Origin of the sequence: Sphingomonas sp. CFBP 13728 (genome assembly GCF_014841895.1) — a bacterium.
GTDB lineage: Bacteria > Pseudomonadota > Alphaproteobacteria > Sphingomonadales > Sphingomonadaceae > Sphingomonas.
Map to the genome: position 1 here is coordinate 591423 of NZ_JACYUS010000001.1, position 20692 is coordinate 612114.

At 64.5% G+C, this 20692-nt stretch carries 24 protein-coding genes and 2 tRNA genes; 7 read left to right on the forward strand and 19 right to left on the reverse strand.

What is annotated here, in order from left to right:
* Positions 1 to 19 precede the first annotated feature (19 nt).
* The 12 genes from IFT67_RS02405 to relB form a co-directional block, all read right to left on the reverse strand.
* On the reverse strand, positions 20 to 844 hold the full coding sequence (locus tag IFT67_RS02405) for an NADH-quinone oxidoreductase subunit C (protein WP_192144913.1): 825 nt from the start codon (positions 842 to 844) through the stop codon (positions 20 to 22).
* A complete protein-coding gene (locus IFT67_RS02410; RefSeq protein WP_056058310.1) occupies positions 841 to 1389 on the reverse strand; it encodes a NuoB/complex I 20 kDa subunit family protein in 549 nt (182 codons plus the stop codon). The genes IFT67_RS02405 and IFT67_RS02410 overlap by 4 nt, the downstream gene beginning before the upstream one ends.
* Positions 1380 to 1754: an NADH-quinone oxidoreductase subunit A gene (locus tag IFT67_RS02415; RefSeq protein WP_056048518.1), complete on the reverse strand. Its 375-nt coding sequence runs from the start codon at positions 1752 to 1754 to the stop codon at positions 1380 to 1382. The genes IFT67_RS02410 and IFT67_RS02415 overlap by 10 nt, the downstream gene beginning before the upstream one ends.
* Positions 1755 to 2339: 585 nt before the next feature.
* Positions 2340 to 3152, reverse strand: coding sequence for an inositol monophosphatase family protein (locus tag IFT67_RS02420; RefSeq protein WP_093397281.1), 813 nt, complete (start codon positions 3150 to 3152; stop codon positions 2340 to 2342).
* 165 nt (positions 3153 to 3317) lie between these two features.
* The gene (gene efp, locus IFT67_RS02425) at positions 3318 to 3881 is read right to left on the reverse strand and encodes an elongation factor P (protein ID WP_093397280.1); all 564 of its coding nucleotides are present in this window, start codon (positions 3879 to 3881) and stop codon (positions 3318 to 3320) included.
* A gap of 86 nt (positions 3882 to 3967) precedes the next feature.
* Entirely contained in the window at positions 3968 to 4573 is a 606-nt protein-coding gene (locus IFT67_RS02430; RefSeq protein WP_192144914.1) for a M23 family metallopeptidase, read from the reverse strand.
* A gap of 3 nt (positions 4574 to 4576) precedes the next feature.
* A complete protein-coding gene (locus IFT67_RS02435) occupies positions 4577 to 5590 on the reverse strand; it encodes a L,D-transpeptidase family protein (protein ID WP_244647138.1) in 1014 nt (337 codons plus the stop codon).
* Between the two features lie 64 nt (positions 5591 to 5654).
* A complete protein-coding gene (gene thiE, locus IFT67_RS02440; protein ID WP_192144915.1) occupies positions 5655 to 6344 on the reverse strand; it encodes a thiamine phosphate synthase in 690 nt (229 codons plus the stop codon).
* On the reverse strand, positions 6341 to 6817 hold the full coding sequence (locus tag IFT67_RS02445) for a hypothetical protein (protein ID WP_192144916.1): 477 nt from the start codon (positions 6815 to 6817) through the stop codon (positions 6341 to 6343). The genes thiE and IFT67_RS02445 overlap by 4 nt, the downstream gene beginning before the upstream one ends.
* A gap of 6 nt (positions 6818 to 6823) precedes the next feature.
* Positions 6824 to 7744, reverse strand: coding sequence for a class I fructose-bisphosphate aldolase (locus IFT67_RS02450; protein ID WP_192144917.1), 921 nt, complete (start codon positions 7742 to 7744; stop codon positions 6824 to 6826).
* Between the two features lie 22 nt (positions 7745 to 7766).
* Positions 7767 to 8099 (reverse strand): type II toxin-antitoxin system PemK/MazF family toxin, encoded by a 333-nt coding sequence (locus tag IFT67_RS02455; protein ID WP_192144918.1) that lies wholly within the window; start codon positions 8097 to 8099, stop codon positions 7767 to 7769.
* Positions 8096 to 8362 (reverse strand): type II toxin-antitoxin system RelB family antitoxin, encoded by a 267-nt coding sequence (gene relB, locus IFT67_RS02460; protein ID WP_192144919.1) that lies wholly within the window; start codon positions 8360 to 8362, stop codon positions 8096 to 8098. The genes IFT67_RS02455 and relB overlap by 4 nt, the downstream gene beginning before the upstream one ends.
* 152 nt (positions 8363 to 8514) lie before the next feature.
* On the opposite strand from relB, the gene IFT67_RS02465 reads away from it, so the two are divergent.
* Positions 8515 to 8994, forward strand: coding sequence for a TlpA family protein disulfide reductase (locus IFT67_RS02465; RefSeq protein ID WP_192146382.1), 480 nt, complete (start codon positions 8515 to 8517; stop codon positions 8992 to 8994).
* On the opposite strand, the gene IFT67_RS02470 is transcribed toward IFT67_RS02465, so the two are convergent.
* The 3 genes from IFT67_RS02470 to gap all read right to left on the reverse strand — a co-directional run bounded on the left by IFT67_RS02470 (position 8991) and on the right by gap (position 11779).
* On the reverse strand, positions 8991 to 10181 hold the full coding sequence (locus tag IFT67_RS02470) for a phosphoglycerate kinase (protein WP_192144920.1): 1191 nt from the start codon (positions 10179 to 10181) through the stop codon (positions 8991 to 8993). The two genes, IFT67_RS02465 and IFT67_RS02470, sit on opposite strands and share 4 nt — an antisense overlap.
* On the reverse strand, positions 10178 to 10588 hold the full coding sequence (locus IFT67_RS02475; protein WP_192146384.1) for an MOSC domain-containing protein: 411 nt from the start codon (positions 10586 to 10588) through the stop codon (positions 10178 to 10180). The genes IFT67_RS02470 and IFT67_RS02475 overlap by 4 nt, the downstream gene beginning before the upstream one ends.
* Before the next feature lie 180 nt (positions 10589 to 10768).
* Positions 10769 to 11779 carry a type I glyceraldehyde-3-phosphate dehydrogenase gene (gene gap / locus IFT67_RS02480; RefSeq protein WP_056048489.1) on the reverse strand — a complete coding sequence of 337 codons (1011 nt, stop codon included), beginning with the start codon at positions 11777 to 11779 and terminating at the stop codon, positions 10769 to 10771.
* 144 nt (positions 11780 to 11923) lie between these two features.
* Between gap and IFT67_RS02485 the strand changes: the two genes are divergently transcribed.
* The 4 genes from IFT67_RS02485 to IFT67_RS02500 all read left to right on the forward strand — a co-directional run bounded on the left by IFT67_RS02485 (position 11924) and on the right by IFT67_RS02500 (position 13361).
* Positions 11924 to 12118 carry a hypothetical protein gene (locus IFT67_RS02485; protein ID WP_181321090.1) on the forward strand — a complete coding sequence of 65 codons (195 nt, stop codon included), beginning with the start codon at positions 11924 to 11926 and terminating at the stop codon, positions 12116 to 12118.
* The gene (locus IFT67_RS02490) at positions 12118 to 12426 is read left to right on the forward strand and encodes a cell division protein ZapA (RefSeq protein WP_056048487.1); all 309 of its coding nucleotides are present in this window, start codon (positions 12118 to 12120) and stop codon (positions 12424 to 12426) included. Before IFT67_RS02485 ends, IFT67_RS02490 begins: the two co-directional genes overlap by 1 nt.
* 204 nt (positions 12427 to 12630) lie before the next feature.
* Positions 12631 to 13164, forward strand: coding sequence for a 5-formyltetrahydrofolate cyclo-ligase (locus IFT67_RS02495; RefSeq protein ID WP_192144921.1), 534 nt, complete (start codon positions 12631 to 12633; stop codon positions 13162 to 13164).
* Positions 13161 to 13361, forward strand: a complete 201-nt coding sequence (locus IFT67_RS02500; protein WP_192144922.1) for a DUF2842 domain-containing protein — start codon at positions 13161 to 13163, stop codon at positions 13359 to 13361. The genes IFT67_RS02495 and IFT67_RS02500 overlap by 4 nt, the downstream gene beginning before the upstream one ends.
* Before the next feature lie 287 nt (positions 13362 to 13648).
* Here IFT67_RS02500 and IFT67_RS02505 read toward each other — a convergent pair.
* The 4 genes from IFT67_RS02505 to IFT67_RS02520 form a co-directional block, all read right to left on the reverse strand.
* A tRNA-Asp gene (locus IFT67_RS02505) sits at positions 13649 to 13725 on the reverse strand.
* A 98-nt stretch (positions 13726 to 13823) separates the two neighbouring features.
* Positions 13824 to 13900 (reverse strand) — tRNA-Asp (locus IFT67_RS02510).
* Positions 13901 to 13954: 54 nt separating this feature from the next.
* On the reverse strand, positions 13955 to 15103 hold the full coding sequence (locus IFT67_RS02515) for an AI-2E family transporter (RefSeq protein WP_107962265.1): 1149 nt from the start codon (positions 15101 to 15103) through the stop codon (positions 13955 to 13957).
* A gap of 289 nt (positions 15104 to 15392) precedes the next feature.
* Complete coding sequence (locus IFT67_RS02520) at positions 15393 to 17099, reverse strand: class I adenylate-forming enzyme family protein (protein WP_192146386.1); 1707 nt, start codon at positions 17097 to 17099, stop codon at positions 15393 to 15395.
* Between the two features lie 193 nt (positions 17100 to 17292).
* On the opposite strand from IFT67_RS02520, the gene IFT67_RS02525 reads away from it, so the two are divergent.
* Together IFT67_RS02525 and IFT67_RS02530 are read left to right on the forward strand one after the other, a co-directional pair.
* A complete protein-coding gene (locus IFT67_RS02525) occupies positions 17293 to 18513 on the forward strand; it encodes a serine hydrolase domain-containing protein (RefSeq protein ID WP_192144923.1) in 1221 nt (406 codons plus the stop codon).
* A 96-nt stretch (positions 18514 to 18609) separates the two neighbouring features.
* Positions 18610 to 20655, forward strand: a complete 2046-nt coding sequence (locus tag IFT67_RS02530; RefSeq protein WP_192144924.1) for a 3-hydroxyacyl-CoA dehydrogenase NAD-binding domain-containing protein — start codon at positions 18610 to 18612, stop codon at positions 20653 to 20655.
* Positions 20656 to 20692: the final 37 nt, after the last annotated feature.

The following is a 20692-nucleotide window of genomic DNA, read 5'->3' on the forward strand; positions in this document are numbered from 1 at the left end:
AGCTCTTCGACATACAGACTCACTGGTTCTGTCCTCCACCCTTGGTCGGGACCACGTCGGGGTTCGCAGGCTTCGGCGTCGCGTCGGACTCCGACTTGCCGGCGCCCGTCTGCGCGGTCGACTCGGTGCTCTTGGGTTCGGCCGGCGCCTGGGTCGGCGACTGTGCCGCATTGGCCTTGACGATCGTGTCGGCCGACAACGGCGTCTGAGCACCCTTGGCCTGGGGCAACGCGCCCTTCTCGTCGCCGGGGAGCACGTAGTTCGCGCCCTCCCACGGGCTCATGAAATCGAACGTGCGGAAATCCTGCGCAAGCTGCACGGGCTCGTACACGACGCGCTTAGACTCTTCCGAATAGCGCAGCTCGACATACCCGGTCAGCGGGAAGTCTTTCCGCTGCGGATGACCGCGGAAACCATAGTCGGTCAGAATGCGGCGCAGGTCTGGATTTCCGCTGAACAGCACGCCGTACATATCGTACACTTCGCGCTCGAGCCAACCGGCGACCGGCCAGATATCCGTCACCGACGGCACCGGCTTTTCTTCGTCGGTCGCGACATGCACGCGCAGACGGTGATTCCGCGTCAGCGACAGCATGCAATAGACGACCTCGAATCGCTCCGCGCGATCCGGATAGTCTACGCCGGCGATCTCCATGAGCTGCTGGTAGGCAAGCCCCGGCGTATCGCGCAGCGCGATCATCGCGTCGTACAGGTCTTCACGACGAACGTGCAGCGCAACTTCGCCGACATGGTCGACCGCATCGAGCAGCATGCCGCCAAGCGCCGCGCGGGCGCTGTCGATAACGCCATCGTTCGACGTGTAAGCTGGTGCGGGAGCCCTCAACGCTCGATGCTCCCGGACCGCCGGATCTTCCGCTGCAACTGCATGATGCCGTACAGCAGCGCCTCGGCCGTCGGCGGACACCCAGGGACGTAGATGTCCACCGGCACGATCCGATCGCAGCCACGCACGACGCTGTAGCTGTAATGATAATAGCCGCCGCCGTTCGCGCACGATCCCATCGAGATCACGTACTTCGGCTCGGACATCTGGTCGTAGACCTTGCGCAGCGCAGGCGCCATCTTGTTGCACAGCGTGCCGGCAACGATCATCACGTCCGACTGACGCGGCGACGCGCGCGGTGCGGCGCCGAAGCGCTCCAGATCGTAACGCGGCATGTTGACGTGGATCATCTCGACCGCGCAGCACGCTAGCCCGAACGTCATCCACCACAGCGAGCCGGTGCGGGCCCATTGGAACAGCTCCTCGGTCGACGTGACGAGGAAACCCTTGTCCGTCAGTTCACCGTTCAATCCGTCGAAAAAGCCCTGGTCGGGTGGCACCAGCGAACTGGGCGAACCGGGTGCGGGCTGAAGCTCTACTCCCAATCGAGTGCTCCCTTCTTCCATGCGTAGACGAGGCCAAGGGCCAATTCGCCGATAAAGATCATCATCGAAATCCACGCGGTCCAACCGAGCGTGAAGACCGAGACGGCCCAGGGATACAGGAACGCGGCCTCGAGATCGAAGATGATGAAGAGGATGGCGATCAGGTAGAAGCGTACGTCGAACTGGCTCCGCGGATCCTCGAATGCGGGAAAGCCGCACTCGTATTCGCTGAGCTTCTCAGGCGTAGGCTTGTGTGACCCCGTGAGGCGCGAGACGGCCATCGGCAGGAACACGAACGTGCTCGACAATGCGATGGCGATCCCGAGGAACAGGAGGATCGGAAGATAGTGCGACAGGTCGACCAAATTGCTTCTCGCAAGTGCGAACGGAACGGGGCCGCTTTAGGCCGATGGGGGGTGATGGGCAAGGCGTGGAGGGTGTGAGAATCACTCGCAAGTGGAGGGGCCGGGGTGGCGGGAAACATGCGTTACTCGGCACGGACGAGCGTCGGCGCTCCATGACGTCGCCGATACCGATCCGTCACCTCGGACGTGTTCGGCGCCTTGCTGACAAGCAAAGACGACGCCGCGTTCGAACGACAGTCCCCTTCTCCTTGTTCTCCCGTGAAGGCGGGAGCCCAGTCTGGATCCCCGCCTTCGCGGGGGGACAAACTGACTTCGGCTCTCAGGGGATACATCGAGCAGTTCCGAGGTCCCCCGGCACCGCAAACAAACGAGGGACGAAATTGTGCGCGAGTGGATGCCGGAAAAAGCGCAGGATGACGGACTGCGCGCTGACGAGGTCCGACCTCACGATCCTCCCCCGCCAGGGGGAGGTGTCGCCGAAGGTGACGGAGGGGGAGGACACGGAACAACCGTTGCTCGTTCCTCCCCCTCCGTCAGGCAAACGCCTGCCACCTCCCCCTTCCGGGGGAGGATTGGTCATCCGCTTTAACGCAGTGCGCCGGCTACCAGCTTATGCAGTCGCGAATGCAGCGCATCGTTTGCAGCCAGAAACTCATTCCGCTCCATCGCGCGATCGCCGCCACGGAAGTCGGTGACGAAACCGCCGGCTTCCTTGACCAGCAGCATGCCAGCCGCAACATCCCAAGGCTTCAGGTTCGATTCCCAGAACCCATCGAACCGGCCCGCCGCAAGCCATGCCAGATCGAGCGCCGCAGCACCCAAACGACGGATCCCAGCAACCTCAGGCGCAACCGCGCCGAAAATCCGGCTCCACTGCGCGAAGTCGCCATGCCCCAGGAACGGAATCCCCGTAGCGATCAGCGATTCGGACAGATCACGCCGCGACGACACACGCAGACGCTGGTCGGTGAGCCAAGCACCCCGACCCTTCTCCGCCCAGAAGCTCTCGTCGGTCAGCGGCTGATACACCAGCGCGGTGGTGACTTCGCGCTTGCCGTTCGGCATCGGCTCCTCGACCGCGATCGAGATGCAGAAATGCGGGATGCCGTGGAGGAAGTTCGACGTGCCATCCAAGGGATCGACGATGAAGCGTGGCTTGTTCGGATCGCCCGCGACCTCGCCGCGCTCCTCCATGAGCATGCCCCAGTCGGGACGAGCGTGGCTGAGCTCTTCGAAGATCGTCTGCTCGGCGCGCTGGTCGGCTTGGCTGACGAAGTCGGCCGGGCCCTTGCGGCTTACCTGGAGCTGCTGGACCTCGTTGAAGTCGCGGCGCAGGCGCGGCGCGGCCTTGCGGGCGGCGCGCTCGATAACGGTCATGATGCCGGAATGGGAAGCCATTGTATTCTATCTCCCCCCTCCCGCGTGCGGGAGGGGTCGGGGGTGGGCTCGCGCTATCATCGTCGCGCGGCATCGAAATAGTTCGCGCCAGTATCGTCGCGTAAAATGGGGGGGCGGGTGCCCACCCCCCCAGCCCCCTCCCGCTTGCGGGAGGGGGAGCAGATTTTAGTCCGCGCGACGCACGTACGTCTGCTCGTAGACATCGACGACGATCCGCGTACCCGCACCAATATGCGGCGGCACCATCACGCGCACACCGTTTTCGAGCACGGCAGGCTTATACGAAGACGAGGCAGTCTGCCCCTTAACCACAGCATCCGCCTCGACGATCAGCGCCTCGATCGTGTCGGGCAGCTGGACCGAGATCGGCCGCTCTTCCCAGAGCTCCATCACCACGTCCATGCCGTCCTGCAGGAACGCCGCGGCGTCGCCCAGGATGTCGGCGTCGAGCGAGATTTGCTCGTAATTGATCTTGTCCATGAAGGTGAGCATGTCGCCTTCGCGGAACAGGAACTGGAAGTCGACGGTCTCGAGCCGCACCTTCTCGACGCTCTCGGCGGAACGGAAGCGGATGTTGTTCTTGCGGCCGTCGATGAGGTTCTTCATCTCGACCTGCATATAGGCACCGCCCTTGCCGGGCTGGGTGTGCTGAATCTTGACGGCGCGCCAGATGCCGCCCTCATATTCAAGAATGTTGCCGGGACGAATCTCGACCGCGTTGATCTTCATGACCGATTCCTGCTGGAAAGAGCTAGGGGCCGTCCGCGAAGCATGACCCTGAAGCATGACTCTGCGGAAACCCGAAGCGGCGGGCTTTAGCGGGACGACCCCGTTCCGGCAAGCAGCGGGTACGGGTTCACGTTCTCGCCCTGCCACCAGCGCTCACCCGGCTGCATCCTGGTCAGCCCGAAATGGAGGTGGTAATTGCCCACCCCCGCGTCGCCGGTATCGCCGACATAGCCTAGCGTGTCGCCCGCCTTGACCGCCATCCCCTCGCGGATGCCGGCCGCGTACCCGGCAAGATGCGCGTAATAATAGGTCCAGCGGCGGTCGGGCGAACGCACGTACAGCGTGATCCCGCCAAGCCCGCTCTGAAACAGCTTTTCGATCCGCCCCGGCGCAGCCGCGACGACGGGCGTGCCACCCGGTGCCATGATGTCGGTCCCGTGATGGCCGCGCAGCCCGCCGCCCCGCGCATCGTTCCAACTGTTCGCAATCGCCTTGCGTGGGATGCCCGCCACCGGGACAGCCAGCGCCGCCGGTGTCACGGTAACAGCTGCGACTTCTGCGGGAGGCGCCGACTTACGCCAAGGCACCCGCCGCTCGATGCCGCTACCGCTGCTCCCGAACGATATCATCGACGCAAAGCCGCCGACCACGACCACGATAAGCCCGAGAATGATCCAGAACGTCCGCGTCATCGCTCAGGCCTGGAACACGGCCTTGGTGCCCGGCTTGATCATCATAGACAATCGCGCCGCGTCCCAGTTGGTCAGGCGGATACAACCATGGCTCTCGGCACGCCCGATCGTCTCGGGGTTCGGCGTACCGTGAATGCCGTAATGCTCCTTCGACAGGTCCATCCAGACAACGCCGACCGGTCCGTTCGGCCCCGGCGGCAGCATCTCCTTCTGCTGCCCCTTCTTCGCATCCCAGAACAACGCCGGATTGAAGTGGAACTTCGGATTGTAATCGGAGCCCTTGATCGTCCACGTGCCAAGCGGCAGCGGATCATGGCTCGACCCCATCGTCGCGGAGAATTGCGCGATCAGCTTGTCGTTCGCATCGAGCACGCGCAGCACGCCGTCCGACTTGTCGACCACGACATGGTCCGCCTGTGGCTGCTTCGCATCGACGTTCAGCATGGTGAGCGTCGCGATCCAGTCCGGCTTTAGCTTCGGATCATAAGCGCGCGACGATGGCAACGCGTTCGGGAACACGACCTTGGTACCCGGCGCCAGCTTCGTCGTCGGCGAGTTCAGCGCCACGATCACCGCCGGCGTCGTATGGAACATCTCGCCGAGCTTCTCCATCACCGTCTTGTAGCCCAGCGACGGCAGTTCGGCCTGCTTAGCTGGATCCTTCGGGAACGGATTGACGAACGGCCCGGCCAGCATCTCCGGCGTCAGCGCGACCGTCACGGTCGGCCGAGCAGCGCGGTACGGATACAGCGCCTGCAACGTCCGCGCGTCAGACTTGCCGGTGATGGGCAGCCCCTTCGCCTCCTGGAACCCCTTCAGCGCCGCCACCAGCGACTGCCCGCCCCGCCCGTCAAGCACGCCCGGCCCGAAGCCGAGATGGTCGAGGATAACCTGTACGTGCAGGATGTTGCGATCGATCGGTACGGGCTTGGCCGGCGCTGTCTGCGCCAACGCGGGCGACGCGGCCCCCAGCAGGCAGGCCGCAAGAACCGAAGCCTTCATCGCAAATGCCGTCATGCCATCATCCCAAACCGTTACGCTTATGCATCAAACGGTCAGGGCGACGGTTGTTTCCAACCGCTCAGCGCTTCCCGAGAACCTCGCCGAACGCCTTGATCGCAGCGACCTCGTCGCCACCCCAAACGGCGCTCGACACCGCAATGAAGTCGGCACCCGCAGCAACGAGCGGACCAGCATTCTCCGGCGTAATCCCGCCGATCGCGACGCATGGCATCTCGAACAGCGTCGACCACCACGACAGGATCACCGGCTCGGCCATATGCTCGACCGTCTTCGTCGTCGTCGGATAGAACGCCCCGAACGCCACGTAGTCAGCCCCAGCCTCGCCCGCTTCCATCGCCAGATGACGACTGCCGTGACAGCTCACGCCTATCTGCGCATTGGGGCCGAGCTGCGCCCGCGCCTCGCGCGGATCGCCATCGTCCTGCCCGAGATGCACGCCGTCCGCATCGAGCCGCTTCGCCAGCCCGATATCGTCGTTGACGATGAACGCGACATCGCGCTCGGCACAGATCGCGCGCAAAGGCTCGCCCAGCGCGGCAGCCGCATGCTGATCGATGTCCTTCACACGGAACTGGAATGCCGCCACGGGGCCGGCATCGAGCGATCGAGCAAGACGCTCCGGAAAGTCGCCGCCAACATCCAGCGGCGACACCAAGTAAAGCTGGCAAGCCGGCCGACGCATGTCGCGACGAAAATTCTCGGCGAAATTGGGATCGAGCGGGCCCAGCGGATCTTCGAATTCGGTCATGTCCGCGGCCCTAGCCGGTTCAGCGCCGCAGCGAAACCGGCTGGATCATCGAGCCGGTGCGCAATCGTCGAAATCTGCCGCCGACCGACTTCGATCGGCGCAGTCAGATCGACCACCACGTTGGGATACGCGATCAACGCCAGGTTCAGTACATGGCGCTGCTTCAATGCTGCTCCGTCGCAAGACGATCGCAGCCCGCCGATGTGATCGGTCGGAACACTGACCGAGCGCAGCCGCCCGACACGCATGAGCAGCCGTTCTGCATCGAGCAGCACCGGCATGCCGCGGAACGACCGCACGACCGTCACGAGCCAGCCGATCCCCATCATCGTCGCTATTGCGACGACGGCCGCGACCCGTGGCCACCAATGCGCCAGCAGCAAATGAACGACCACGAGTTCGACGCTCGACAGCCCAATCAACACCCAAATCACCGGGGCGATCGCCTTGTGATAGGAGAACGCCCCGATCACAGGTGCTTATTCCTCGTTCTTGTAGATCCGGATGATCCGATCGAGCATCGCCAGCGCCTCGTCGCGCGGACGCTGGAAGGTGTTGCGGCCGATGATCGAGCCGTTGCCGCCGCCGTCGCGAATATCGCGCGCGTCCTGGAAGATCGCATCCTCGCCCTTCGACGCGCCGCCCGAGAAGACGTTGATGCGACGCCCGGCGAAGCTCGACTGGACGACGTGCTTCACGCGATCCGACTGCTTCGACCAGTCGGTGTTCGCGTAGAGCGGCTTGGCTTCCTTCTGCTCGATATGCGCGGTCGGCAGCTTGGTCTTGATGATGTGCGCGCCGAGCAGCGCCGCGATATGCGCGGCATAGGCACTGACGTCCAAAGCGAGCTCGCCGTCCTTGGTCAGCTCGCCGCCACGCGGGTACGACCAGATCACGGTCGCGATGCCGACCGACTTCGCCTCTTCGCTCAGCTCGCGGATTTCCTCGACGAGGTCGAAGAACTGGTCCGCGCCCGGATAGATCGTGAAGCCGATCGCCGCCGACCCGAGCCGCACCGCGTCCGACACCGTCGCCGTCACCGCCTGGTCGATCGTCGTCGCCCAGCTGTTAGAGCTGTTGCACTTCAGGATCGTCGGGATCTGCCCGGCAAACGTATCCGCCCCCGCTTCGAGCATCCCGAGCGGCGCGGCATAGGCGCTGAGCCCGGCATCTATCGCCAGCTGGTAATGGTAATGCGGGTCGTACGCCGCCGGATTGACCGAGAAGCTGCGCGCCGGGCCATGCTCGAACCCCTGGTCGACCGGCAGGATCACGAGCTTGCCGGTGCCGCCGAGCTTGCCCTGCATCAGGATGCGCGCGAGGTTCGCCTTTACCGCCGAACTGGTGGCTTCGTACTTGTCGAGAATAGTCTTGACTTGCGGAGTGATCGTGGAAGTCATGGGTAAGTCCTTTCTCAATATTTTAAAGTTCCAGCCATCGGCGCAGTGCCTGATCGACCGCAAACATGGTTTCGTTGGAAGCATTACCGATCCGTCGGCCGACGCGATGCCGCCAGACCGACTGAACCTTGTCGATACTGATCTCGCTCGGCTTGAAGAGTCCCGTATCGGGATTTGCCGCAATCGGTATGCGGAACATGCCCAGGCCGGCAAGCTGGCTGGTAATCAAACAGACCGTCACGCTGTCGTGATCTTGAAGAAACGCGTTGGTCTGAACGACGAGCGCCGGGCGCGGCTTGCTGGCAAAGTCCCCTGCGTTGGCGTCGGCAATAGTAACAATGTCACCGCGTTTCATTCGGCGGCATCACGGCGACTGCTGGCAGGCTCCGGATCATCCCAAGCCACACCCAACCGCTCCCATGCGTCGTCTTCTTCGGCCCAGCCAAGTGCCGCCGCCGCGAGCGACTGCCGCTTAGCCTCGGCAAGGAAAGCCTCGTCGTGGCGTTCGACATAGCGTCGTACGGCTTCGCGTGCGATATCGCTTTTGCTGCGCCCTTGGGTGCGCGCAACCGCCGCGAGTCGCTCTTCGAGTTCGCTATCGAGCCTGACGCCGAGCATCCGAGTCTCCGTTTAACATGTTAAACATAGGCGGGCGGGTGTTGAGGATCAACCCCGGCTGGACTGCAAACCTGATGATTGACGTTGGATCTCTCGACGCTGACACTCTCGAAATACGGGGCGGGCGGCACAGGGGCGGGCCAATGAAGATCATGCAAGGCATCGTCGCATGCGCGATGATCATGACCACATCCGCAGCGACGGCCGCAGTCAAGATCGGCGAACCAGCGCCGCCGTTCGAACTGACTATGATCGACGGGACCAAGGTGCGCAGTGCCGATCTGCACGGACAGGTCGTCGTCTTGAACTTTTGGGCGACATGGTGCGGGCCGTGCAAGGCAGAGCTTCCGCTGCTCGACAGCTATTACCGCATTCGCAAGGACAACGGCCTGCGCGTGTTCGCGGTGGCGACGGAGGATTCGCTGCCCGCGTTCAAGCTGAAACCCCTGTTCGCCGCGATGACGATCCCGTCGGCGCGACGAATCAAGGGGCCGTTCGCGGTGATGGGCGCCCTCCCCACCAACTACATCATCGATCGCGCCGGCGTGGTTCGCTATGCGAAAGCCGGCGCGTTCGACCTGAATGAACTCAATACCTTGCTGGTCCCGTTGCTGCGGGAACCAGCGCCTTAACGCGTCAGCGCCGCGACGCCGGGAAGGTCCTTGCCTTCCATCCACTCGAGAAACGCGCCGCCCGCCGTCGAGACGAAGGTGAACGCATCCGCGACGCCAGCGTGATTGAGCGCCGCAACCGTGTCGCCGCCGCCGGCGACCGAGACGAGCGATCCGCCTTCGGTAAGCGCCGCGGCGGTCTTTGCGAGTGCGACGGTTGCCTTGTCGAACGGCTGCGTCTCGAACGCGCCCAGCGGACCGTTCCACACCAACGTGCGGCAGTTCTTCAGCACGTCGCCAAGCGACTCGACCGCCGCCGGGCCAACGTCGAGGATCATCTCGTCGGCGGCGACTTCGTGGACGTTGACGGTGCGGGTGGCGGGGTTCGGCTTGAACTCCTTGGCGACCACGACGTCATACGGCAGGTGGACCGTGCAGTTCGCCTTGTCCGCTGCTTCCATGATCTGTTCGCAGACGCTTGCAAGCTCATGCTCGCAAAGGCTTTTGCCGACATCGACGCCGCGCGCCGCGAGAAAGGTGTTCGCCATGCCGCCGCCGATGATCAAATGATCTACCTTGGTGACGAGATGCCGCAGCACGTCGAGCTTCGACGACACCTTCGCGCCACCGACGACCGCCGCGACCGGATGCTCGGGCTCGCCAAGTGCCTTCTGGAGCGCGTCGAGTTCGGCTTCCATCGCGCGACCGGCGAAGGCGGGTAGGACGTGCGCGAGACCCTCGGTCGAGGCATGCGCGCGGTGTGCAGCCGAGAAGGCATCATTGACGTAGAGATCGCCAAGGCTTGCAAACCGCTGGACGACAGCCGCGTCGTTGGTTTCCTCGCCGCCGAAGAAGCGCGTGTTCTCCAGAACTGCGATATCGCCGGGTTCGAGCGTAGCGACGGCGTCATCCGCCCCTTCCCAGTCGATGTAGCGGACTTCGCGGCCGAGCACTTCGCTGTACGGCTTCACGACCTGCGACAGCGAGAATTCAGGGCTCGGTACGCCCTTGGGACGGCCGAAATGCGCCAGGACAAGGACGATCGCGCCCTTGTCGGCGAGTTCGCCAACGGTTGCGACGGTGGCGCGTAGCCGGGTATCGTCGGTGACGCGACCCTCGGCCATCGGCACGTTGAGGTCTTCGCGCACGAGCACGCGCTTGCCCTGGACATCGCCCATATCATCGAGCGTCTTGAATGGCTTGGTCATGGTTCTTCGATCCTGATCTCATCACCGACGGCGATTCTGCCGCCCATCAAAACTCGGGCACACGCCCCGCCCCGCCAGTCCGGCGTCAGCGCAGCGAACAATCCTGGCGCCAGTGCATCCATGCGGTCGCACGGATCGGTGTGGCGCGTCACCTCCAGCACGACGTCCGCGCCGATACGCAGCCGCGTGCCGGGTATCTGGGGAAGATCGAAGCCGTCGACCAGCAGATTGGCACGCCGTTCGTACCACGGAATATCGCGCCCGACTTCGGCCATCGCGGCGTCCCAGTCGCCGAGTTCGAGCAACGTGACCTGCCGCCGCCCCTTGCCGCCGGGCTTCACGCGACCGCGGAAGTCGCCGTGCAGGCCAGCCTCGATGGTGATCTCGACATCGTCGATGACCTCCATCGGGGCTTTGGCGCGGAGGTGGCGCGCGATGCCGGCGATTGTGCCAGCCACCGTTGAGGCCGGAGCCTGAGCCACCGCCCCCTCCCCGTTCGTGTCGAGCGCAGTCGAGACACCATCTGTCACGGGAGACGACTTCTTGATTGCACTCGAAGCGAACGGAACAGGGGACGCATCGCGAGCTTAGATGAACTTCGCCATCGCGGTGGCCGTATCGACCATCCGGTTCGAGAAGCCCCACTCGTTGTCGTACCAGCTTACGACGCGAACCAGCTTGCCGTCGATCACCGCGGTCTCCAGGCTGTCGATCGTCGACGACGCCGGGGTATGCTGGAGATCGATCGAGACGAGCGGCTCGTCCGACCAGTCGAGCACGCCGACCAACGGGCCGCTCTCGGAGGCCGCCTTCAGCACCGCATTCACCTCTTCACGCGTCGTATCGCGCGACGGCGTGAAGGTCAGGTCGATCAGCGAAACGTCCGGCACCGGCACGCGGATCGCCGAGCCGTCGAGCTTGCCCTTCAGCTCCGGCAGCACTTCGGCAACCGCACGCGCGGCACCCGTCGTCGTCGGGATCATCGACATCGCCGCAGCACGCGCGCGACGCAAATCCGGGTGGATCTGGTCGAGGATCTTCTGGTCGTTGGTGTAGGCATGCACGGTCGTCATCAGCCCGCGCTCGATGCCGATCGCATCGTTCAGGACCTTGGCGACGGGCGCGAGGCAGTTGGTGGTGCACGACGCATTCGAGACGATCGTGTGCTCGGCGGTCAGCTTGTCGTGGTTGACGCCGTACACGACGGTCAGGTCGACGTTCTTGCCCGGTGCCGAGATCAGCACCTTCTTGGCACCCGCATCGAGATGCTTCTGGCAGCTGGCTTTGTCGGTGAAGAAGCCGGTGCATTCGAGGACGATGTCGACGCCCAGCTCGGCGTGCGGCAGGTTTGCCGGGTCACGCTCGGCGGTGACGCGGATGCGCTTGCCGTCGACGACCAGCTCGTTGCCCTCGGCCGAAACCTCACCCGGATACTTGCCGTGGACGCTGTCGCGCTTGAACAGCCAGGCGTTCGACTTGGCATCGCCGAGATCGTTGATCGCGACGAGTTCGAGTGCGCCGTTCGACTGTTCGAGTACCGCACGGGCGACGAGACGGCCGATGCGCCCGAAACCGTTGATCGCAACCTTGACCGTCATTGCTGTATCTCCGCTACGCCCGCGAGTCCGTTCCGGGCGCGCAGCCTTTGCGGGGCGGTGGGGCGCCCTGTCAACACCGTGGATGGTGATGGGTTTCGCCTAAACCGACTTGTCGCACCCCCCGTCCATGCTATCTCGCATGGCATGTCAGAAACACTTCCCGACGGACCAACTGCCGTCGAACGGATCGACGCCGCGATCGCACGGATCGAATCCGCCATTGCAGCCCGCACCGAAGCCGGCGACGCGCTCGCCAAGCGCCACGCCGCGCTCAAGGCGCGGATGGCCGAAGCCGTCGCCGCGCTCGACGACGTCATCACGCGCGGGAGCCCCAACTGATGGCCCAGGTCATGCTCGATATCGGCGGCCGTCCCCACGCCGTCGCCTGCCGTGACGGCGAAGAGTCGCGAGTCCGCCTGCTGGGTGCGATGGTCGCCGAACGCTGGGCCACCGCAGATCGTGCAGCAGGCGGTCTCAGCGCCGAGCGCGCGATGCTGTTCGTAGCGCTGATGCTCGCCGACGACCTCGACGAAGCCGCGCATCGCCCACCCGAAGGTTCGGCGGTCAGCGAGATCGCACTCACACGGATCGCAGATCGTCTCGAGGGCCTCGCACAAGCCCTTGAGCTTAGCCCGCCCAACGCCTAGATTGGCTGTGGCGGGTTCTGCCCGGTACGAGCCTTTATTATCCCTGAGGCTATTCATCATCCATAGGGGGCTGTCCCTGTTAGGATCCTGGTCCGAAGCACATGGTCCCCACCTGACGTACCGTGCGTCAGTGGATAACCCGGCACACGGCCATGGTGGGCCCGCCACACCACCATCTTCCCTTTATCTCAGGGTCGCAGGCGCATGACCGACAAGAGCGCGCTGAGAGCCTCGCTCCGCGCCGCGCGAGAAGCGCGCCCGCCGGTCGAGCTTTCTGTGCCGTCGGCGTTCCTTGACCGGCTGAAACCCGGACTGACGGTCGCCTCCTATGTCCCGTTCGGCGGCGAAGCGGACCCTTCGCCCTTCGCGCGTGCCGCGGTCGATGCCGGATGCGTCATCGCTCTACCCCATGTCGTCCGCCGCTCGCTGCCGATGCGCTTCCTGTCCTGGGCGACCGAGGCGGCGCTGATCGCCGGACCGTTCGGGTTGCACCAGCCCGCCGAAGACGCCGCCGAACTCGAACCTGACATCATCCTGACGCCGCTCGTCGGCTTCGACCGCAGCGGCAACCGGATCGGCCAGGGCGCCGGCTATTACGACCGCGCCTTCCTCGCCCACCCGAACGCCTGGCGTGTCGGCATTGCGCTATCGGTGCAGCACGTCGATAGCCTGACCCCAGACCCCTGGGACGTCCCGCTCCACGCCATCGCCACCGAATCAGACTGGATCACGCCATGACGCCAACCTGGCGCAAACCCGTCGGCATGCTCGGCATTTTGCTACTGATCCTGGTGTGGTGCGTGGCCATAGTGAGCTTGTCGACCATCGTCGGCAGCTGGCACTGGCTGGGGCAACTGGTGTTCTACCTTTTCACCGGCCTGATCTGGATCGCGCCGTTGAAGCCAGTCCTGCGCTGGATGGAGCTAGGGCGGTAACGCACCCGGCCTGTCGGATCCCTGCGCCGATGCGCTCCCCTGCCCCCTCCCCCGTTCGTCCTGAGTAGCCATTGAGTAGCCGCGTAGCGGCGTATCGAGAGGGCGTATCGAAGAACAGGTTGGCGCACGGAACCCATGCTTCGATACGAGCCCTCGATACGCTTCTGACGAAGCTACTCGGTCTCTACTCAGCACGAACGGAAAGGGGGGCGATCCTGACCTCGGAGCCAGGATGCACTGCTCTCGGCATCCAAAATCTAAAAAGGGTCTCGCCCACCCCATAAGGGTGGCGCGAGTGACGGGACTCGAACCCGCGACCTCCGGCGTGACAGGCCGGCGCTCTAACCAACTGAGCTACACCCGCATTCCCAATGACGAACCCTAGCGCCCCGAGGGACACGCGGGAAGGCTCGTCAAAACCTCAACACTATCTCGAACCATCTACCCGGTCAGGGCAAACGATGGCGCGAGTGACGGGACTCGAACCCGCGACCTCCGGCGTGACAGGCCGGCGCTCTAACCAACTGAGCTACACCCGCTGAAACAGCGTGGAGGCGGCAACTAGGCGAGGGTTCGGATACCGTCAACCCAAATTATCCGCCAGTTTCACGTTGTGCCTCGGGCGGGTCGCCACGACGACGGTTTCTCCCGGTCTTGGGCTGCACCAGCGTCCCGTGCTCGAACAGGAACCCGGCAATATCGGGCTTGCCAGCGGCCTTGACGATCGTCTGGATGATGATCAGCAGCGGAACTGCGAGCAGCGCGCCCGACGTACCCCACACCCATCCCCAGAAGCTCAGCGAGATCAGGATCAGCAGCGGGCTGATCGTCAGCCGGTGCCCAACGACGAACGGCGTGATCGCGTTCGCCTCGACCAGGTGCAGCCCATACATCAGCGCCGGCGGCAGCATCGCCATCCAGATGTCGGAGAACGTCATCAGCCCCCCCAGCGCGAGCAGGAACGCACCGATCACCGGCCCGAAATACGGGATGTAATTGAGCAGCGCGACGATCCCGCCCCACATCGCCGGATACGGCATGCCGATGAACCACAACGCGGTCCCGGTGACGATCCCGAGCACGATGTTGATCAGCGTGATGGTCCCGAGATACGCCGACACGTCGTCGACGATGTCCTGGATAACGCGCGCGGTCGCCATGGCCCCGTCGAAGCTGGTCCGCCCGGTGATCGTCTGCCGCCGCATCCGCGTCCAGCCCGACAGGAAGAAGAACACGATCAGAACACCGAACAGGAACTGCACGATAACTGCCGGGGCCGACGTCGCCGCGAGTTCGAGGATCGAGCCTGGCGCGGCTACGCCTGCGGTCGCCGGCTGCTTGATCGGCGTCGACGCGACCTGCCGCAGCGTCTTGTTCACGTATTTCTCGAGGCTCGAATACAGGTCGAGCAACGGCGCGAGGTTGCTCTGAATCCGGTCCAACCGCGTCGGCAGCAGACGGAAGAAGTCGGTCGCAGGCACAAGGATCGCGGCGATCGCGATGTTCGCCGCAATCAGGAACACGAGTAGACACAATATCGCGGCCAGCGGCGACGGTACGTGACGCCGCTCAAGCCATTCCAGCACCGGCACCAGCGCGACCGAAATCACGAGCGCGATGGTCAACGGTAGGAAAAACTCCGCCCCCGATTTCAGCGCGAACGGCGTAGCGAGGATCAGCCCGACGCCAGCGGTCAGTGTCAGCGCCGCGAGCAACCGATCGCGCCGCTGCGCGATCCGCATCGCATCTTCGACCCCGACCGCTATCGGCAACCCGAACGCACTCTCGGCCGGCGGCCCTTCCGCAACGACGCCGTCCCCGCCCTGCGGCTGGTGCGTTTCCTGGCGAAGACCCTCGTCCGTCATGGCAATTCCTTTGCCACTCCCATCCCGTAAACGCGGTCGGCATTCAAGCCGCGCGCGGCGCCAGCGCGATGGAATTCCTCGAAAAGACCGCAGCATGTCCGATCATGTCTTGATCCCAAGCCCCCCGCTTTTGGTCAGGATGACGGAGCAGTATCAGTTATGCCTCCTACGCCGACACCCCCACCCGGTCCTCGAACAGCACCTGCAAGTCCTTCTTCAGAATCTTACCGTTCGCGTTCCGCGGCAGAGTCTCGTGGACGAAGCGCACCGCGACCGGGGTCTTGAATGCCGCCAGATGCTGCCTCACCCAGCCCTGCAACTCCGCTTCGGTCGTCACCGCCCCCGGTGCGAGATGGACCACCGCCGCCGGTTCCTCGCCGAGGATGCGGTGCGGGATGCCGATCAGCGCCGCGTCGGTCACCGCGGGGTGCGCGTAGAGGACGTTCTCGACCTCGCTTGAATAGATGTTCTCGCCGCCGCGGATGATCATGTCCTTGGCGCGATCGACGATGTAGCAGAAACCCTCGTCGTCAAGCCGCGCTAGATCGCCAGTGCGGACCCAGCCGTCGACGAAGGTCGAGGCGGTCGCGTCGGGCTTGTTCCAGTATCCCTTCACGATCATCGGGCCGCGTGCCCACAGTTCGCCGACCTCGCCCAGAGGCATCTCCGTCACCCCGTCGTCGGCGATGATCTTCAGGTCGGCAGCCGCCACCGGAGGCCCCGCGCTGGTCGGGCGATTGAGGTAATCCTCGCCGCCGTGATGCGTGACGGTCGCCATCGTCTCGGTCATGCCCCAGCCATTGCCGGGCATCGCGCCGAACTCGGCATGGATGCGCTTCACCAGTTCGGGTGCCGCCGGCGCACCGCCATAGGCAATCGATTCGAGCGACGAGAGGTCGTAGCGGCCACGGTCGGGATGCTCCAGCAGCTGCCACGCGATCGTCGGCACGCCGCCGGTAATGTTGACCTTCTCGCGCTCGATAATCTCCATCGCGCGGATCGTGTCCCATTTCCGCATGAAGATCATCGTGCTGCCGGTCGCGATCACCCCCATCATCCCCGCCGAGCAGGCGGTGACGTGGAACAACGGGATCACCGTCAGCGTCACGCGCGGCGTCGGTTCGGGCGGTGCCTCGCCGCGGCGCAGGAACGAGCGTGCCGAGGAATACCCGCCCGACAGGATGTTCGACATCATGTTGCGGTGCGTGCCGAGCGCACCCTTCGGCGCGCCGGTCGTGCCGCTGGTGTAGAAGATCGTCGCGTCGTCGTCGGGCGCGATCGTTGCCTCGGGCAAGCCGACATCAGGCAACGCAGCCCAGTCGTGCGGGGTGCCGATCACATCCTCCAGCCGCGTCACGATTCCCGTCACCGGCTCCGTGGCACGCGCGACGAACACGTGCTCGAGCGCCGGCAGCGTCGCGTAGGCCGCCTCCAGCCGGTGATGCCGCTCGTCGTCGGTGATCAGTACGCGCGCGCCCGAATCGGCGAGGCCGTATTCCATCTCCGCGCCGGTCCACCACGCGTTGAGCGGCACCATGATCGCGCCGATGCTGGCGCCTGCAAAGAACGCGACCGGCCATTCGGGCAGGTTGCGCATCGCCAGCGCCACGCGGTCGCCGGGGCCGATCCCCATCTCGCGCAACCGGTGCGCCAGTACGGCGATCGCCCGGAAGTTCGCCTCGTAGGTGACGCGCTCGTCCTCATAGGCCGTGAACACACGCTCGCCATGCGCGCGCGCCGCCTCGGCCAGCCAGCGCAACGACGCCGGCGCGTTCTTCCAGATGCGCGTCTCGATGCCGTCGATCGTCAGCATCTCCATCTCGAACTTCGCGCCGGGCGCGGTCAGCAGTCGCTCGGCATCGGCGAGCGACATCGCCGGCCAGGAGGGATCGAGTGCGATGATCGGTTCGCTTGCCAAGACCGGTTGACTCCAGAGTTGAATTTCGGGTTTGGCTTATCGCCTGTTCGAAGACAGGTTATAGTTGATTCCTGCCGCACTCAAGGCAATAGAGGCACCAAGTTCGAACTAGGGGTATGGAGCGGGTCATGGCACGGACGGTCGAATCATGAAAATCGCTGAACCTGCCGCACACGGCTTCGATGCGAGCCGGTTGGCGGCGATCGATACGCTGCTCCAGACGCGCTACATCGATTCGGGCAAGCTGCCGAACGCGCAATTGCTGATCGCGCGCGACGGCGAGATCGTGCATTTCTCGAACGCGGGCGCGGCGCGTGAGGGCGGCAAGAGCGTCGACGAAGGATCGCTGTTCCGGATCGCATCGATGACCAAGCCGATCACCTCGGTCGCGTTCATGATGCTGGTCGAACAGGGCCTCGTCGCGGTCGATACGCCGGTCCACCATGTGCTGCCCGAGTTCAAGGATATCGGCGTCTATGATGGCGGTGGCGGCGGCGTGCCGTTCGTAACCAGGCCGACCGCCGAGCCGATGCGGATGGTCGACCTGCTCCGGCATACCTCGGGGCTGACGTATAGCTTCCAGAACCGGTCGAACGTCGATGCCGCCTACCGCGAGGGTAAGATCGAGGGCTGGCATGGCGGATATGATCTCGACGGGTTCATCGGCGCGCTGGCGAAGATCCCGCTCGAATTCTCGCCCGGCACCGCGTGGAATTACTCGGTCGCGACCGACGTGCTCGGCGCGGTCGTGCAGCGCGTGTCAGGCCTGCCGCTCGACCAGTTCTTCAGGGAGTGCATCTTCGCGCCGCTGAAGATGGACGACACCTTCTTCCAGGTTCCTGCCGACAAGCTCGATCGCCTGACGGACTGCTACACGCTCGCGCCGGGCAAGGGCCGCGTGATGTACGATTGCGGCGCGGAGAGTGCATGGAGCCGGCAGCCTAAGCTCGTGTCCGGCGGCGGCGGGCTCGTCTCGACCGCGCTCGATTATCACCGGTTCAATACGATGCTGCTGAACGGGGGCGAACTCGACGGCGCGCGCATCCTTGGGCGCAAGACGCTCGACCTGATGACGCAGAATCACCTGCCCGGAAAATCGGATCTCGCGGCGATGTCGAAGTCGCTGTTCAGCGAGGCGTCGAACGCGGGCACCGGCTTCGGGCTCGGGTTCGCGATCACCGACGACGTCGCGAAGACGATGGTGCCGGGGTCGAAGGGCGAATTCTACTGGGGCGGGATGTTCTCGACCGCGTTCTTCGTCGATCCCGTCGAACGCCTGTCGATGGTGTTCATGACGCAGCTTTCGCCGAGCAGTTTCTATCCCATCCGCCGCGAACTGAAGACGATGATCTACGCGGCGATGACCTGAGTTTCCGTTCTCCTGCGCACGCAGGAGTCCAGTATCACACAGGGCTGCCGATGTGGCCCTGGGCTCCTGCTTTCGCAGGAGAACAAGGAGAATAGTATGACCCCGTCGACGAACACTGGCCCGATCCGCACCGAACGCCATGACGACGTGCTCGTCATCATCTCGAACAACCCGCCGGTCAACGCGCTCGGCGCCGCGGTCCGCCAGGGTCTCGAAGCCGCGATCAAGGACGGCGTGAACGACGACAGCATCACCGCGATGGTGATCCGCTGCGACGGCCGCACGTTCTTCGCGGGCGCCGACATCACCGAGTTCGGCAAGGAAATGGTCGAGCCCGGCCTGCCGACCGTAGTCGACATGATCGAGGCGTCGTCGAAGCCCGTCGTCGCGGCGATCCACGGCACCGCGCTCGGCGGCGGTTGCGAAGTCACGCTCGGCTGCCATTACCGCGTTGCCGTTCCTTCGGCGAAGATCGGCACACCCGAAGTGAAGCTCGGCCTGCTCCCCGGCGCGGGTGGAACGCAGCGTATCCCGCGGATCGCCGGCGTGAAGCTGGCGCTGGAGATGACCGCGAAGGGCGGTCCGATCTCGGCAAAGAAGGCGCTCGACGCTGGCCTGATCGACAAGATCGTCGGTGAAGACAGCCTTGAGGCCGATGCCGTCGCCTTCGCGCGAGAGATCGCGACGAAGCGCCCCCTGCCCCGCGCGTCCGAGAAGACCGCGCAGGCCGATCCCGATGCGGTCGCCGCGTTCAAGAAGGAAAACGCGCGGCGTTTCCGTAACTTCGACGCGCCGGCAGCGAACATCGCCTGCGTCGAGAAGGCCGCCGACGGCTCCAGCTTCGAGGAGGGCATAGCGTTCGAGCGCCAGGAATTCATGAAGCTGATGACCGGCGTCCAGTCCGCCGCCCAGCGCCATATCTTCTTTGCCGAGCGCCAGGCCGCCAAGATCGACGACGTCCCCGCCGACACCAAGCTGCGCGAAATCAAGCGCGTCGGTGTGATCGGCGCGGGTACTATGGGCGGCGGCATCTCGATGAACTTCCTGTCCGCGGGCATCCCGGTCACGATCGTCGAGATGCAGCAGGAAGCGCTCGACCGCGGTACCGGCGTGGTCCGGAAGAACTACGAGGCGACCGCCGCGAAGGGCCGGATGAAGCCCGAACAGGTCGAGCAGGCGATGGGGGCGCTGAAGCCGACGCTGGACTTCGCCGACCTCGCCGAGTGCGACCTGATCATCGAAGCGGTGTACGAGACGATGGAGGTGAAGAAGGAGATCTTCACCAAGCTCGACGCGATCGCCAAGCCGGGCGCGATCCTGGCGTCGAACACCTCGTATCTGGATATCGACGCGATCGCGGCCTGCACCAAGCGGCCCGAGGACGTGGTCGGGATGCACTTCTTCTCGCCCGCCAACGTGATGAAATTGCTCGAGGTAGTACGCGGCGACAAGACCGCGGACGACGTGTTGGCGACGGTCATGGCGCTCGCGAAGAAGATCAAGAAGGTCGCCGTGGTGGCAGGCGTCACCTACGGCTTCATCGGCAATCGCATGTTGATGCCGCGGCAGGTCGAGGCGACCAAGCTGCTGCTGGAAGGTGCGAGCCCGGAGCAGATCGACAAGGTCCATGTCGCGTTCGGGATGCCGATGGGGCCGTTCCAGATGAGCGATCTGGCGGGCGTCGACATCGGCTGGCACCGCGACCCGAGCCGGATCGAGAATATCCGAGATGCGCTGGCGGCGGAGAATCGCTGGGGCCAGAAGACCAAGGCGGGCTTCTACGATTACGACGAGAAGCGGACGCCGTCGAACTCGGCACGGGTGACCGAGATCATCGACGATTTCCGCAAGAAATCGGGCGTGACGCCGCGCGAGATCAGCGACGAGGAGATCGTCGTGCGGACGCTCTACACAATGGTCAACGAAGGCGCGCTGATCCTCGAAGAGGGCAAGGCGCAGCGCGCGTCGGACGTCGATGTGGTGTGGATCTACGGCTACGGCTGGCCGGTGTACCGCGGCGGGCCGATGTTCTGGGCGCAGTCCGAGGGGTTGCCGAAGGTCGTGGCGGGGCTCGAGAAATACGGGTTCACCGTTGCCAAGTCGTTGAAGGATGCATCCGCAACCGGCGGTAAGATAAAGTAATTTCCACTCCCTCTCCCCTTCGGGGAGAGGGTCGGGG